General features: G+C 44.3%; 12 protein-coding genes. 2 read left to right on the top strand and 10 right to left on the bottom strand.

The window, feature by feature from the left end; all coding sequences use genetic code 11:
- Positions 1-10 precede the first annotated feature (10 nt).
- Together M3I01_RS06890 and M3I01_RS06885 are read left to right on the top strand one after the other, a co-directional pair.
- Positions 11-1,723 carry a SulP family inorganic anion transporter gene (locus M3I01_RS06890; RefSeq protein WP_317133908.1) on the top strand — a complete coding sequence of 571 codons (1,713 nt, stop codon included), beginning with the start codon at positions 11-13 and terminating at the stop codon, positions 1,721-1,723.
- Positions 1,724-1,922: 199 nt separating this feature from the next.
- A complete protein-coding gene (locus tag M3I01_RS06885) occupies positions 1,923-2,798 on the top strand; it encodes a mechanosensitive ion channel family protein (RefSeq protein ID WP_255895047.1) in 876 nt (291 codons plus the stop codon).
- A 96-nt stretch (positions 2,799-2,894) separates the two neighbouring features.
- Here M3I01_RS06885 and M3I01_RS06880 read toward each other — a convergent pair whose 3' ends face one another.
- The 10 genes from M3I01_RS06880 to M3I01_RS06835 form a co-directional block, all read right to left on the bottom strand.
- Positions 2,895-3,857 carry a sensor domain-containing diguanylate cyclase gene (locus M3I01_RS06880; RefSeq protein WP_255895045.1) on the bottom strand — a complete coding sequence of 321 codons (963 nt, stop codon included), beginning with the start codon at positions 3,855-3,857 and terminating at the stop codon, positions 2,895-2,897.
- Positions 3,858-4,272: 415 nt separating this feature from the next.
- Entirely contained in the window at positions 4,273-4,716 is a 444-nt protein-coding gene (locus M3I01_RS06875) for a DUF411 domain-containing protein (RefSeq protein WP_255895044.1), read from the bottom strand.
- A 175-nt stretch (positions 4,717-4,891) separates the two neighbouring features.
- On the bottom strand, positions 4,892-5,605 hold the full coding sequence (locus M3I01_RS06870) for a copper resistance protein B (RefSeq protein WP_255895042.1): 714 nt from the start codon (positions 5,603-5,605) through the stop codon (positions 4,892-4,894).
- A 12-nt stretch (positions 5,606-5,617) separates the two neighbouring features.
- Positions 5,618-7,498: a copper resistance system multicopper oxidase gene (locus M3I01_RS06865; protein ID WP_275564990.1), complete on the bottom strand. Its 1,881-nt coding sequence runs from the start codon at positions 7,496-7,498 to the stop codon at positions 5,618-5,620.
- 211 nt (positions 7,499-7,709) lie between these two features.
- On the bottom strand, positions 7,710-8,102 hold the full coding sequence (locus M3I01_RS06860; RefSeq protein WP_255895041.1) for a hypothetical protein: 393 nt from the start codon (positions 8,100-8,102) through the stop codon (positions 7,710-7,712).
- A 55-nt stretch (positions 8,103-8,157) separates the two neighbouring features.
- On the bottom strand, positions 8,158-9,051 hold the full coding sequence (locus M3I01_RS06855; RefSeq protein WP_255895040.1) for a copper resistance D family protein: 894 nt from the start codon (positions 9,049-9,051) through the stop codon (positions 8,158-8,160).
- Between the two features lie 94 nt (positions 9,052-9,145).
- The gene (locus tag M3I01_RS06850) at positions 9,146-9,493 is read right to left on the bottom strand and encodes a copper resistance CopC family protein (protein ID WP_255895039.1); all 348 of its coding nucleotides are present in this window, start codon (positions 9,491-9,493) and stop codon (positions 9,146-9,148) included.
- Between the two features lie 112 nt (positions 9,494-9,605).
- Positions 9,606-12,734: an efflux RND transporter permease subunit gene (locus tag M3I01_RS06845; protein WP_275564989.1), complete on the bottom strand. Its 3,129-nt coding sequence runs from the start codon at positions 12,732-12,734 to the stop codon at positions 9,606-9,608.
- Positions 12,735-12,743: 9 nt separating this feature from the next.
- Complete coding sequence (locus tag M3I01_RS06840; protein ID WP_255895038.1) at positions 12,744-14,312, bottom strand: efflux RND transporter periplasmic adaptor subunit; 1,569 nt, start codon at positions 14,310-14,312, stop codon at positions 12,744-12,746.
- Positions 14,309-15,682 (bottom strand): TolC family protein, encoded by a 1,374-nt coding sequence (locus tag M3I01_RS06835; RefSeq protein WP_255895037.1) that lies wholly within the window; start codon positions 15,680-15,682, stop codon positions 14,309-14,311. Before M3I01_RS06835 ends, M3I01_RS06840 begins: the two co-directional genes overlap by 4 nt.
- Positions 15,683-15,746 lie beyond the last annotated feature (64 nt).

Genomic DNA, 15,746 nt, shown 5'->3' with positions numbered 1-15,746 from the left:
AGAGTCTAACATGATGCTTGAACGCTTATTTCCTGCGTTGTCTTGGCTAAGAAATTATAACCGTGTGCAATTTAGCCAAGATGCTACAGCGGCCTTTATTGTTACCATGCTGTTGATCCCTCAGTCCTTGGCGTATGCCATGTTGGCTGGGGTGCCACCAGAAGTAGGTTTGTATTCGAGCATTCTGCCATTAGTACTTTATGCTTTATTTGGAACCAGCACGTCGTTGTCCGTTGGACCTGTTGCCGTCGCGTCTTTAATGACCGCGACGTCTCTGGCCGCCATTGCTGAACAAGGTAGCGCGAGCTATTTGACGGGGGCGATTACCCTCGCCTTATTGTCTGGTGTCATGCTGATCATCATGGGCGTGATGAAGCTTGGTATGGTGACCAATCTTTTGTCTCACTCTGTGATATCTGGTTTTATCTCTGCCTCGGGTATCATTATCGCCCTGAGTCAGCTTAAGCATATTTTAGGCATTCAAGCCCATGGTGATAATGTGGTGACGCAGATATTCAGCATGCTAGAGAGCATTGGTGACTTTAAACCCGTTACTTTTGTGGTTGGCGTGTCTATTGTCTTGTTTTTGTTGTTAGCACGACGTTATGCCAAACGCTTTTTCGTCATGCTAAAAGTACCAGAAGCCTCCGCCGCTTCCTTGGCGAAAACACCCCCTATTATTGGTGTTTTATCCAGTCTAGGCATTGTTTATGCTTTTGACCTACAGGCTCATGGGGTCGCTATTACGGGAACTATTCCTGCTGGTTTGCCTCATTTGAGTTTATCCTTACCTTCGCTTGAATTGATCAAAAGCTTAGTGTTACCCGCTTTAATGATTTCCATCATTGGCTATGTAGAATCCATATCTGTCGGTAAAACATTGGGGGCAAAAAGACGAGAAAAGGTAAACCCCAACCAAGAACTCATCGGTTTAGGGGCAGCAAACATCGCGTCTGGCGTGTCTGGTGGTTTTCCTGTGACGGGCGGATTTTCGCGCTCCGTTGTCAATTTTGATGCGGGCGCCGTCACGCAACTGGCCGGTGTGATGACAGCGATTGGTATTATGATTGCGTCTCTCGTTTTGACACCTGTTTTGTACTTCCTACCTAAAGCGACACTGGCGGCAACCATTATTGTGGCCGTCACCACCTTGATCGACTTTTCTATTTTGAAAAAAACGTGGGTCTTCTCTCGTAGTGATTTTTATGCCGTACTGGCAACAATTATCGTTACGCTATTACTCGGCGTAGAAGTGGGCGTTGCATCTGGCGTCGGTTTATCGATTCTACTGCACTTATCTCGCACATCCAGACCACACGTGGCGGAAGTTGGGTTGATTGAAGGCACCGAGCATTTTCGTAATGTGAAACGCTATGAAGTAAAAACGTCCCCTAATCTACTGTGTTTACGACCTGATGAGAGCTTGTTCTTTGTGAATGCGGCCTTTCTAGAAGATTACATAATAGACAGCATCAATAAGCGCCAAGACATTACTCACATAGTCATTCAATGCAGCGCCGTGAATGACATTGATTTTAGTGCGTTGGAAATGCTCGAATCGTTAAATAACCAATTGTTAATCCTTGGAATCAAGCTATCACTGTCCGAAGTAAAAGGGCCTGTCATGGATCATTTAGAGTGCAGCGGATTTTTACAACATTTAAGTGGTCATGTGTATTTATCTCAATATCAGGCGTTTAAGGATATCGTTCAAAAAAATTAACACTGATAAAGAAGATGCAAAAAAGCATTCTTAGCCTACTCTTTTTAGAGAGGCCATTTAGTAAGATGAGCAACACGTTATGCTCAGACACGAAAGCCAAAAATGGATTATCTTAAGAGAAGATTATTCGTGCGCTCCCTAGATATTTTGCCATTGAAATAGTGTTTAATACTCTACACAAATTGTGGGAGTAATACCTTTGCTAGACATAGATAACGTATACAGCATATTGAGCTATAAATTCTTTAGCGTCGCAGATCATTCCATCACGATAGGCGGTGTATTGCTGATTCCAATTTTAGCGCTTGTCGGATTTTGGGCGACCAAATATTTGGTCCGCCTGTTAACGTCGAAATTAACGACCAGAAACGCCGATCCGAATATCATACATCTAGTCCGTCGACTTCTGTACGCACTCGCCATTAGCATTATAGCGATCACAGTTTTAGACATTATTAATGTCCCTATCACCGCGTTTGCCTTTTTATCCGGCGCGATTGCCATTGGCTTTGGTTTCGGCGCACAAAATATCATTAACAACTTTATCAGTGGCTGGATTTTGATGTGGGAAAAGCCCATCCGCATCGGCGATTTTTTAGAAGTTGAAAACGCCAAAGGCATTGTTGAAGAAATTAATACTCGCTCGACTCGATTCAGACGAGTAGATGGTGTCCACATGCTTATCCCTAATAGTAAGTTACTAGAAAATACGATTGTGAACTGGACATTAGTAGACAAACTGATGCGAACCTCAGTCAAAATAGGCGTCGCCTATGGCTCTCCGGCAAAGAAAGTGGCTGCATTGATCCTACAAGCCGCCGAAGAACAAGAAAGCGTTCTAAGCACACCTAAACCACAAGTTATCTTTGAAGACTTTGGCGACAACGCGCTTATTTTTGAAGTAAATTTCTGGATACAATCTAATATGGAAGGTGGCTTGCGAGTGGCAAAAAGTAATGTTCGTTTTCGTCTTGATGAATTACTCGCAGAGCACAATATTGTCATTGCGTTTCCACAACGAGACATCCACATTGACGGTAGTCTAAAACTGCTTAAGAACGATGAGTCTGATTAACCATACCCAGTAGTATAAAAAATCTAACGCCTTCCGCTAATAGCGCCTAAAGAAAGATTGATGCTTTATAGTGATTATAAAGCATCAATCAAATCGCTATCGAGCCTTACCTTTCTTTTGCTCATACATCGCTGCATCCGCATCTTGGATCATTTCTTCTATTGATTTCTCCGTATCGTGTTTAAAGTGCATAACACCAGCACTGTACTCAATTTTGTATGGTTTATTTAAGGTTTCATTTACCTTTTCGACGGCGGTAGCAAATCGCTCTAAAACAACATCAGCTTCCCCTTCATCAGAGTCGCTTAGCATCGCAACGAACTCATCTCCACCGAGTCGACCAATCACATCGCAATCGCGAAATGAGTCCAGCATTATTTGTGCAAAGGTCGTCAATACGAAGTCACCTTCATGGTGACCATAGTCATCATTGATGGCCTTAAATTTGTTTAGGTCAAACAATATAAATGACATGGATTTTTCATTACGTTGACACGATTTAAAGCTCTGCTCAACCAGCGTCAAAAAACCACGTCGATTGGAAATTAAGGTTAATTCATCCAACGTAGCGAGTTGAATGGATTGGATTTCTTGCTCAATCATAGCGCCCAAGTCTCTAAGCAACTGCTGATCTTCTTCATCAAGGCCTTTAGGCCTGCTATCGATAAGGCACAAAGTACCTATATAAATGCCTTGCCTAAGCTTTAGAGGATAACCAGCATAAAAACGAATGTTGGGAGCATCAGTAACGAGAGGGTTATCCGAAAAACGCTCATCGACAGACGCATCTGGAATGATGAATAATCCGTTTTGATTAATAGCATGCCCACAAAATGATATATCACGGGGCGTTTCGGTCGCATCAAGCCCCTGCTTGGATTTAAACCATTGACGGTCTTCGTCAACTAAACTGACGAGCGAGATGGATACGTCAAACATTCGCTTAGCCATACGCGTCACACGATCAAATCGCTCTTCATGTGACGTATCGAGAATTTTTAACGTTCTCAATGCATGCAATCGCTCAGCTTCATTCTGGGGAGTTTCAGGTTTAATCATAAGGATCCTCTTACTATTAAATGTCCGTTTAAATTGTAGCCGTAAATTAAAAACTATAAACTTAAAAAAAACAGATGCATAAATTTATTTTATAGGGCTATCAAAGCGTTTATTGATACGTTCGGTTATTACTGATTCGCTGGATTTTTTGATCAAGAGACCGTGCTTAAATTCCAACAAAAACTGGCATATTTGACAAACATAGAAGCAGGAAAGTACACCAAAATCTCATACAAATGACTTGATCGTATTAAACTTATAAAACGTACCCAAGAGCTAAGGAAGAAGCAAACCAGCTATCTTGTATAACATAGCGAGTACCAAATGTGAGTTTTGAGCCTATTATCGAAGCTGGTTAGCGAGCTCCTATTGCATCAGCTAACTAACCAGTTGGATTCGATAGATTAATCGTTTATCAATATTTTTTATAAACTGTCATCGCTCCTTGTTGGCTAAACTGAACCACATTAAAATCTCGGTATCCCTGACCTTTCGCTGCCATGCCAGGAGAATATCTTGGCATTCCAGGCACAGCCAAGCCTGATATATTTTCAGGCTTTTCTAGTATTAAACGCGCCACATCTTGCTCTGGTACATGCCCTTCAATTAAGTAACCGTCGATCAACGCGGTGTGACATGATTGTAGTTCCATGGGCATACCCGCCTCTTTCTTTAAAGAAGACCAGTTTTCTTTGTGATGATAATTGACGGTATAACCCTCTGCCTCCATTATCTCACCCCATTTAACGCAACACCCACATGTCGGAGACTTATAGAGATCTATTATAGGTTGTGCCAACACGCTAGCACTTACTAACGTTAAGATTGACGTTGCAATGATTTTATTTATTACCTTCATATTTTTGCCTCTTTCAAAATTAGCTATTGGATATTAATTTAGTCGCCTGATAGCTTCACCGTACGCAGCATTGTGGCATTCTCCTTTCTTATTTATCGTAGAAATTAATGGTGATGTGAGTGAGACTTTTATCTTTCATCTCACCGCCCACCCCTTTTACTTCTTGTTAAAAAATTTAAAACCAAGCCGTCACGCCCATGACAAACTGAGAATTGCTAACACTCCCTCCATCATGACGGGCAATATCCGCGGTAGCACCGAATTTTTTACTCCAATCGATTCCTATGTAAGGTGCAAATTTACGTGTTATTTCATACTTTAGTCGAAGCCCTGCATTGATATCAGTAAGACCAGAACCCATATTTAATTCGTCATCGCTCTTACCATAGGCGTTCACTTCAAATTCAGGCGTTAATATCAGCTTTTGAGTGATTAACCATTCCTGTTCGATGCCCAAACGAATGGCGGTTTGTCCTTTTTCTCCCACAAAGAAAGTACCGTCAATGTCGAAAAAATACGGCGCCAGACCTTGGAAACCAAGCACCAACCAATCACGAGATGGGGACGGTTTAATGTCTCGCCTTAAGCCCATCTGCATATCCCAATACGGCGCTACGGCATGACTGTATAAAGCCTGTACTTCTAGGTCTTGCTCGTCACTATTCTGGTATTCGCCTGACGTTTTAAGCCAGATTTTGTCCATATCATAACCAACCCATGCTTGAACACTAAAGCTGGTTGGATCATCTGACTCAAGGCCTTTTTCTAATTGATCGATGGCGACATAACTTAATAAAGGGTCATCTTCCGCACCGGCATAAGACAAAGAGCTCATAGCAGAAGCCATTGCCATCGCTAACGTAAAGCCTAGTGAATTAAAATTTTTCATTTATTACTCTCCTTATTTGATGACCACTTTTCTAAACATACCAGGCATGTGGTACAGCAAATGACAGTGATATGCCCATTGCCCTAAGGCGTCTGCGGTGACCAAATAGCTGATTTTTGAACCAGGCTGAACCATCACGGTATGCTTACGTGGAATGTAATCAGGATCTCCCGTTTCTAACTCGCTCCATACACCATGCAGGTGCATGGGATGAATCATCATGGTGTCGTTCACCAAGGTAATTCGCACTCTTTCGTTATACGCCAATTCAAGTGGAGCGGAATCAGCAAAATTGATTCCATTAATTGACCACATATAACGATTCATATTGCCCGTTAGATGCAGCTGGATTTCTCGAGTGGGTTGACGTTTATCATGAGTAGGATGCAAGCCTTTTAGGTCTGCGTAGGTCAGTACTTTACGGTTATAGTTCGCTTGGTGATCCCTTAAGCCAATACCTGGGTCGTTAAGGCCGCTTTGAGGCATACCTGATTGCATGTCTACTTGAGGACCATTTTCTGACTCTAGATGCTTAATCTCATTGTTACTGCCATAACCAGCTAAACCTAAAGTAGGGATGACTGTATTTGACTGACTGTGATCCATGCCTTCCATGCCTTCCATGCCAGCCATTGAGCCTGAACCCATTGCCATTTGACTGTGGTCCATGCCTTCCATGCCCGACATGGAATCTGAACCCATTGCCATTTTACTGTGGTCCATACCCTCCATATTCATACCCATATCGCCATGCCCTAAGATCGGCATAGGGTCCATATCAGGGATTTTGGCTGTGAACATTTCATCTGACGTGAAATTACCAAGGGTATAACCAGAACGGTCAATGCTCTGAACGAAAATACAGTAAGCATCCTCCATCTTCGGCTCGACTATCACATCGTAAGTTTCTGCAACACCCATGCGAAATTCGTCGATGGTAATAGGCTGAACATTTTGTCCATCACTCGCTACCACGGTCATTTTCAAACCTGGAATTCGCACATCAAATATCGTCATCGCGGAGCTATTAATAAAGCGAAGACGAACTTTTTCTCCTTGTTTAAAGAGCGCTTGCCAAGGTTGTGCCGGTGAGTTCCCATTCATTAAATACGTATAGGTGGCGCCCGTGACATCAGAAATATCTCGGTCACTCATACGCTCCTGATTCCACATGGAGCGCGCTCTCCAAGTGTTCACCAACCCTTGCTTTTTGATATCAGAAAACAAATCAGACGTCGTTCTTTCACTGTAATTGTAATAGTCTGATTGCTTCTTCAAATTCGCATATATTGTTTCCGGCGCCTCATCCGACCAGTCCGACAGCATGATGACATGCTCACGATCAAACACGACAGGGTCTGCTTCTTTAGGGTCTATAACAATGGCGCCATACGCTCCCGTTTGCTCTTGAAAACCTGAATGACTGTGATACCAATAAGTACCACTTTGCTTAATAGGAAATGTATATTCGAACGTGTCTCCCGGTTTGATGCCCGCAAAACTAAGACCTGGAACGCCATCCATTTCTGTCGGTAAAATCATCCCATGCCAGTGCAAAGAGCTGTCATGATCAAGATTGTTTTTTACTCTTAGCGTGACCGTTTCACCTTCTTTCCAGCGTAACAAGGGTCCGGGAAACAGCTGATTAATGACCGTTGCTCTAGCAGGTGTTCCCGTAAAATTAACGGTTTTATAATCAATGCTTAAATCAAAGACTTTCCCAGATAACTGAGTTAAAGATTGGCTAATTGCACTTGCAAATGCATTTTTTGAAAAAGGAATGGTCGTTAAAGCCAGCATGGCAGAAGCACCAAATACAAACTGACGACGGCTAAGCACTGTACCGCTCGATGATTTATTCAGCTTTTCGTGTGAAGGTTTGGATATTGTCATAACCTAACTTCCTTTACTTGTATTAAACCAACAACACCCACTTGCAGGTGCAACCCAATTGCGCAATGAATAAAAGACATAATTGTCTCCAATGAAATTCTTTAGAGCATCCAGAACAGGCATTATCCCTGTAGTGGATGAAAGGTTAATAATAGAAAATAACGTTTAGTGACCTTAGAGCGCCCGACAAAACGACGGACTCATCCAATAATTAGGCAGATATCGGAGGGCGATATAAAGAGGAACCACGCGGTGGCCGCTCTTGTTGAATTAGGTTAGTAATCCCCTGACTCAGTTGAGAGCCATGATGAATCCATTGGTGATCTATAATGGCTGCCATCGACATGCAAAAGCTCATAGGACATGGGTGTGTATCTTTGCAACAATCTAACGTATTCGTAACCAGCAATGTTTGAAGATGCTGATGAGTGGATTTCCCAACAGACCTATTCTCCAACGACGCTTTATGGCCGACCGGCGAGGTAAAAACAGCAGAGGAAAATGGCACCGATTGATGTGTCATTGGAACAGCCACAGAGGCAAGTGTCTGGCTAACAAACACAAGCAGAACAAACATAATGATAACGATTTTATTTTGTCTCATTCTTCCTCCTCCAATCAACTTTCAACCTAAACAACATCACTAAATACACCTCCAATTAATGCACTGGAGGGCCAACAAACGTCGTAAATATCGCCGTGACCACCAAGATTGAAGAAGCGATCATTTTTTCCATTAAAATAGATTTTTGTATAAGCGTTGTATTACCACGCTCTAATATTAACGGTACAAGATGCAACTTGTGATAGGCCGCCATCGCAAGAATTGCCACGACCAGAGCAAGCTTCACCAGCAACCAAAAGCCATAATCTGTCGAAAACAAGCCCTGCCACCCTGTCAATATGAAACTCATCCATGCACCACACACAATCAAAACCAACACCGCGTAGGCAGCAAGTTTACCGAAATGCTCCAACACCTTGTTTGACTCTTCTGCCGTTGCACTTCGTATGACTAACCACAAAGGAAACAAAAGCCCTAACCACCAAGCAGCGATTAAAATATGAGCAAAGAAAATAATCTGATAATACCAAGCTTGCGCCGTCGCGTGACCCGTGAGTGAAAACGAATAAATCAAACTGGCTATGCCCAAGGAAGCGACCATTAATGACAGGCGAGAAAATGGCCACAGACTGAAGGCACGATCCGACCCAAGGGTAAATGACGCTATGATCACCAAGCAATAACCAATCACATTAGCGATCAAGGTACTGCCCGCTGGCGAATCCCAATAGATAGAGACCATCATAGGGTCGAACATGAGCCATAGACCCTCTTCCATCGTCCCACCGACAAGGATAAAGAAATACGCTATCGTCGCGACCACACCAACCAGCGCACCTCCTCGTACATACCCTTTTATACGACTCAATAAAGCAGACTGATGACGCAACAAACAAAACGCAAATAGCCCACCCACAACGCTTGATATACCAAAATACAACAACCAACGTGTCAGTAATTGCGCGATTTCCCAGTTCGTTAACGTCATGCAGTCTCCTTTTCCTAAAATGAAAAGTTTGAAATAAAAGCCTAAAAAATAAAATCTAATTAGACCGTTTCACTAAAAAACTTAAAGGACCTATTTAGTGCTGCATAAAACCATAAGACCCTTTCATCATGTGCCCATCTTCGCCCATTGCTTTCCAATGAACCGTATAACTGTCCGGCGCTAACATAGGTAACATAGTTTGAAAGCTCTTAGTGGTATCTGCATTACGATCAAAACGAACCGACACAGGCTTGCCTTGGGATCCTACTACTTTGAGACTTACGACTTTCATTGGGTTCTGAAAATTAAGCTCTACACGTTCTGCCTGAGCCATTAGCATGGCACCGTCTTTAGGGTATGTCATGGTCATCATACCGTGTGCAAATACGTTAACGGAGGCCACCAAAGCCAATGTAGAAAGTGCCAATTTCATATTTTTCATGCTATTACCTTTTGCGTTATTAATAATTTTTTAAACGGATACAAAGAAGGACGCTCTTTGTATCCACGATCTCCAAAAGTTCCGAAAGAATACTTTTTTAATACTGATTAAATTAAGGCGTCTGTTTCAATGACGATTTTTTCCATAGAAAATACACCGCTGGCAGCACCAATAACGTCAGCACAACCGCGCTCACCATACCGCCGACCATGGGCGCGGCGATTCGACTCATCACCTCAGACCCTGTTCCAGTACCATACAAAATAGGCAGCAATCCGATAATGATAGCCGCCGCGGTCATCATCACAGGGCGAACTCGCATACCCGCACCATGAAGCACCGCGTGATAAAGCGTATCCACACGCGGCGAAACGCCCTTTTCAGCGCATTTACGCTGAGTCTCAGCCCACGCTTGATTCAAATACACCAGCATAATGACGCCGATTTCCACCGCCACCCCAGCCAGCGCAATAAAGCCAACACCCACCGCAACTGAGAAGTTGAAGCCAGACAAATACATCAGCCAAATACTGCCCACCATGGCAAAAGGCAATGTGCCCATAATGATGGCGACCTCAGAAAAATTACGAAAATTGATGTACAAGAGAACAATAATAATGACCAATGTCAGCGGCACCACATACGTCAGCTTTTCTTTCGCCCGTTGCATGTATTCGTATTGACCAGACCAATTTAACGAGTACCCAGCAGGTAACGTCACCTGATCCGCCACGATTTTCTGTGCGTTTTCGACATAACGACCAATATCCACGCCTTCAATGTCCACAAAGGTCCAGCCATTCAAACGGGCATTTTCACTTTTTAGCCCCGGCGGCCCTTCTTCCACATACACATCCGCAATATCTCCCAGAGCGATTCGTAAACCATTCGGCGTCACAATCGGCAAAAGGGCTAACTGCTCTGGTGAATCTCGATATTCCTGCGGATAACGCACGTTAATCGGATAGCGCTCCAGCCCTTCAATGGTATTGGTGACATTCATGCCACCCACCGCTGACGAGATCAACTCTTGAACATCTTGAATGTTCATTCCATAGCGAGAGGCTTTTGCTCGATCAATATCAATCTTGACATAACGACCGCCCGCCACGCGCTCAGAATAAACTGATGCTGTGCCTTCCACTGGTTTCAATATTTTCTCTAACTGTAAACCGATGTCTTGAATGACCTTTAGATCAGGCCCAGCAACCTTAATACCCACTGGCGTTTTAATACCCGTTGCCAACATATCGATGCGCGTTTTGATCGGCATGACCCACGCGTTTGTAATGCCCGGAATCTTAATTAACTGATCTAACTCTTGTTTGATTTTGTCGCTGGTCATACCGTCTCGCCATTCAGACTTAGGCTTGAATTGTATGAAGCTTTCTATCATGGTCAGCGGCGCAGGGTCAGTTGCTGTTTCCGCGCGACCTACTTTACCAAAGACAGTTTTCACCTCAGGGACGGTCGCTATCAACTTATTGGTTTGCTGCAATACCTGACGCGCTTGTCCGATGGAAATTCCCGGATAGGCCGTTGGCATGTACATTAAATCGCCTTCGTCTAGGCTGGGAATAAACTCACTGCCCAGCTTATTGAGAGGCCACATCCCAATAGCAAAAATAGCAATCGCCACCACAATCGTTGTTTTCGGAAAACTCAACACCGTTTTTAACGCCGGCATATAGATCGCAACTAAGGCACGATTAATCGGGTTTTTATGTTCTGGTAATACCTTGCCTCGTACAAAGTACCCCATCAATACAGGCACTAAGGTAATGGCCAGCGCTGCTGATGCCGCCATAGCGTAGGTTTTGGTATACGCCAAGGGGCCAAACATTCGACCTTCTTGAGACTCCAAAGTAAACACAGGCACAAAACTAACGGTGATGATCAACAAGCTAAAAAATAAAGCCGGCCCAACTTCAGTCGCCGCCGTGGCGACAATTTGCCAGCGGTTTTCCTTAGTCATTTCGACTTTTTCCATGTGCTTATGAAGGTTTTCAATCATCACGATGGCGCCGTCGATCATGGCGCCAATAGCAATCGCAATACCACCAAGCGACATAATGTTGGCATTAATACCTTGCCAATGCATGACAATGAAAGCCGTCAAGATACCAACCGGCAAACTGATAATCGCCACCAAAGAAGAGCGTATATGGAAAAGAAACACCACACAGACCAGCGCCACCACAAGAAACTCTTCCAGCAGCTTCGTCCATAAATTCTCAACCGCGCGATCAATCAATCCAGAGCGATCATAGACGGTAACGACTTCAACCCCTTTTGGCAGACTGGACTTAAGTGTTTCTAGTTTTGCTTTGACGCCTTCAATGGTTTTTTGGGCATTTTCACCAAAACGCATGACAACCACGCCACCAACCACTTCACCTTCTCCATTTAGCTCTGCTAAACCGCGCCGCATTTGTGGTCCAATACCCACCTCAGCCACGTCTTTGATCGTCAGTGGTGTACCACTTTCACTGACGCCAAGCGGAATCATTTCAATGTCTTCAACACTTTGTATATAACCAGACGCTCGAACCATGTATTCGGCTTCTGCCATTTCGATGACCGACGCACCGACTTCTTGGTTACCGCGTTTAATCGCATTTTGAATGTGGCTCAATGGCATATTCAGCGCACGTAATTTATCGGGGTTAACACTCACTTGATACTGTTTAACCATACCGCCAATCGGCGCTACTTCAGACACACCAGCTACTGTTTGCAATTCATATTTCAAGAACCAATCTTGCAGTGAACGCAGTTGGCTTAAATCGTTTTGACCGGTTTTATCAACTAATGCATACAAATACACCCAGCCAACGCCTGTTGCATCTGGCCCTAATTGCGCCCTCGCGTTGCTCGGTAATGAAGGTGCGACTTGACTTAAATACTCCAACACTCGGCTTCGCGCCCAATACATGTCGGTGTCTTCATCGAAAATCACATAGACATAAGAATCCCCAAAGAACGAATAACCACGCACGGTTTGAGCACCCGGTACAGACAACATCGCCGTCGTCATTGGATACGTCACTTGGTCTTCCACTACTTGCGGCGCTTGCCCTGGATAGCTGGTTTTAATGATGACTTGAACATCTGACAAGTCAGGAATCGCGTCAACAGGCGTATTCTTTAACGAATACAAACCGGCGCCAACAAGAATAATACTGGCCAATAGCACCATAAGCCGATTATGAATAGACCAGCGGATAATCGCTTCAATCATGATATTCCCCTACTCTGCGTCAGCATCAAAAAAATCAGTAACAGCAAACTTGGTGCTACTTTCACGGGTAATCTCAAGCTGAATGTTTTTACCTATTGGCAACTCATCCAACTCCAACCAATCGGCTAGCACAAAATCCATCGTCATTTTTGGCCAACTCCAATCCGAGATCGCTTCGTGATTCACATTCACCATGCGCGTTGTCGCATCAATACGATTAATGCGTGCCGCCACCCAAACATTGTTGGCGGGTTCTGCTACTGGCTCTGCTTGGCCTGACATTTTATTGTCCGACATATCGCTGGCAGACAAAGCACTGGTAGGCATTGGCGTCTGGGTACTGTCTACATTCATGCGCTTGAAATCAGAGCTTTTACTGGACTCAGAATCCAACAAGAACTGCGCTGACGTCACCACGTTATCGCCCAATACCAAGCCGTCTAAGATTTCTACGTAGTCATCACCGAACGCGCCAGTTTCGACAGCAATCGATTTATAACGCCCTTCACCTAGTGCCAGTACCACACGGTTTTGTTCGCCTCCACGTATTAAGGCTTCTTTCGGAATCAATCGTCTTTGGCCCGGTTCCGTGGTCTCAATACGCACATGGGCAAACATATCTGGCTTCAATAATTGATCTGGGTTATCCAAACGAATGCGAACGCGCAAAGTACGGTTTTTTGCATTCAGCGTTGGATAAATAAAGTCCACGTTACTGGCGAACGTTTTCCCCGGCAAAAAGTCCATGACAGCTTCAACTGGTTGGCCTACCGCGACGCGATGCGCTTGGCGTTCAAATACTTCGGCATCCAGCCACACTTCACTCAGATCCGCGATCGACATCAAGGTTGTACCTGGTTTAATGTAGAAACCATCTTGAATCCCAAGGTTGTCAATCACACCACTTTGTGGCGCAAAGAATCGCACCGTTTGAGACACTTTGCGCTTCGCTCTTAACGTTTGGATAAAATCACTCGGCACCTGCAAGGCTTTTAGTCTCTCTTCACCCGCGTTGATCATGCGCTTGTCTTTTCGCGCTAACGCAAAGACAAATTCTTCCTGCGCATTCACCAAAGTCGGCGAATATAAATCAAACAAAGGTTGGCCTTTTTCAACCGAGTCGCCATTGGATTTTATAAAACTCTTTTCAATCCAGCCTTCGACGCGAGGATGAATATGAACGATCTTGTCTTCGTTGTAAGCCAAATAGCCTACCGTTCGAATCTCTGGTTTCAGCATGCCTTCAAACACTTTTCCTGTTCGCACGCCAAGGTTATTAACCACTTCAGACGAAATACTTACCGTGCCAACGCCAGCATTATCAGAACCCTGAGCTGCTCCATAAAAAGGGATGAGATCCATGCCCATTGGCGATTGACCAGGTTTGTCGCGACGATAATTTGGGTCCATTGGTGCCACCCAATACAAAGGTAATTTTTCATCTGTCGCCATCGCGTTAGTCGTGCCTGAGTTCATCTCGCCATTCAGTGTATTGAATGCTTGAAGACCAAAGTGATAACCCGTAGCCGAAAGAACACCACCTAATACAAATACACCGATATATCCGATTACTTTCATTTGAGCTTCACCTCTTCACCTTGTGTCATCACATAATTCAATTCTGCCAAACGCTTGAAGCGCTCGATGCGAATAGTCAACAATTCAATGTGCGCATTCAGCGTCGCGATACGCGCCTGAACCACATTCGAAAAACCGCCATCGTTGCTGGTATACGCATTCAACATAGCTTGCGCACTTTCACGATAACTGGGAATTAACTTGGTTTGATAAAGACGGATGCGTTGATCCAACAGACGGATATCAGACGTCAGTACACGATATTTGGCCATGAGCTCATTGAGTACTAATTGCTTTTCCGAAAGAAAGGATTCAACTTGCAAGGACGCGGCTTTCACCTGAGCATCCTGTCGACGAGACGAAAAGATCGGTACGCTGACACTCACGGCAATCGACGCCAGATCAGCTCGGTCCTTGCCACTCAGATCATCGCCGCGATAACCGTAACCCAAGGTAACGCCCCATTCTGGTTTGTATTTTTGCTCGGCAATCGCTTTGTCTATCTGCGCGGTATGGGATTGAACGTCTACGATGCGAACCAATGGATGCTGGCTTAAACGAGCCGCTAATGAATCCGATGCAAGAGTATTCGACGAGGTTAACGCGATGGGTACACCCGTTGTTTTCAACGTGATGTCTTGATCTGATGTGTTGTGATCAGTTATTACCGGAAGAATATATTGAGACAGTTTTTGCAGTGAGTTTTCTTTCGCTTGGCGAAGCTGTGTAAGGCGATGATCTAACTTAATCAACTCCAGTTCAGAGCGCACTAAATCTTGCTGCTTGGCTCGCCCGTACGCCGAGCTATAACTACTTTCCACAACCTCATGAAGCTGTTCAAACAGGGTTCTATTTTGTTTTACGAGCTTGATGCTCTCTTCGTAACTGTATGCCGTTAGCCAAAGGTTCGATACCTCCATTGCTAATATCGCACGACGATTGTCTCGCATCAATGGCATTTGATCACCTTGCGCAGCGTACTTTTCCCCCGCTAAACGCAAGGTATCGCCCGCCGGAAACATTTGCGATACCGACACGTTAAATTGCGTCATCGCTTCTTGGTTAAAATCAAAACTGTCGGTTGGCATATTCAATAAGCCAACATTGATTTTTGGATCAGGCAATGCCGTCATGCCTTGGCTTAACACACGCATGGCGTTTTCTTTTTGCTGACTGGAAACCAACCAATCATCTTGAGAAACGGCTTTGTCTACCGCTTGCTGAAGGCTTAACGCTTCTGCATTCGCAACAAGCGGCAATAACGACAGTAAAGAAACGGAGGCAATACGATGCGTTTTACCGATTAAAACTTGACGGCAATAGACACTCTGTAACACATGACAGAATGCCAAAAAATTGTTTTTGGCCATTGGCTAGAGTACTCATTTTTAAATTCATAAGATCTCAACGCGAATAACAGCGATGAGTGAAACA

Source organism: Marinomonas maritima (genome assembly GCF_024435075.2).
GTDB classification, from domain to species: Bacteria; Pseudomonadota; Gammaproteobacteria; order Pseudomonadales; family Marinomonadaceae; genus Marinomonas; species Marinomonas maritima.
Note: the sequence above shows the minus strand (reverse complement) of the source record. Positions and strands in the feature narration are given on the sequence as shown.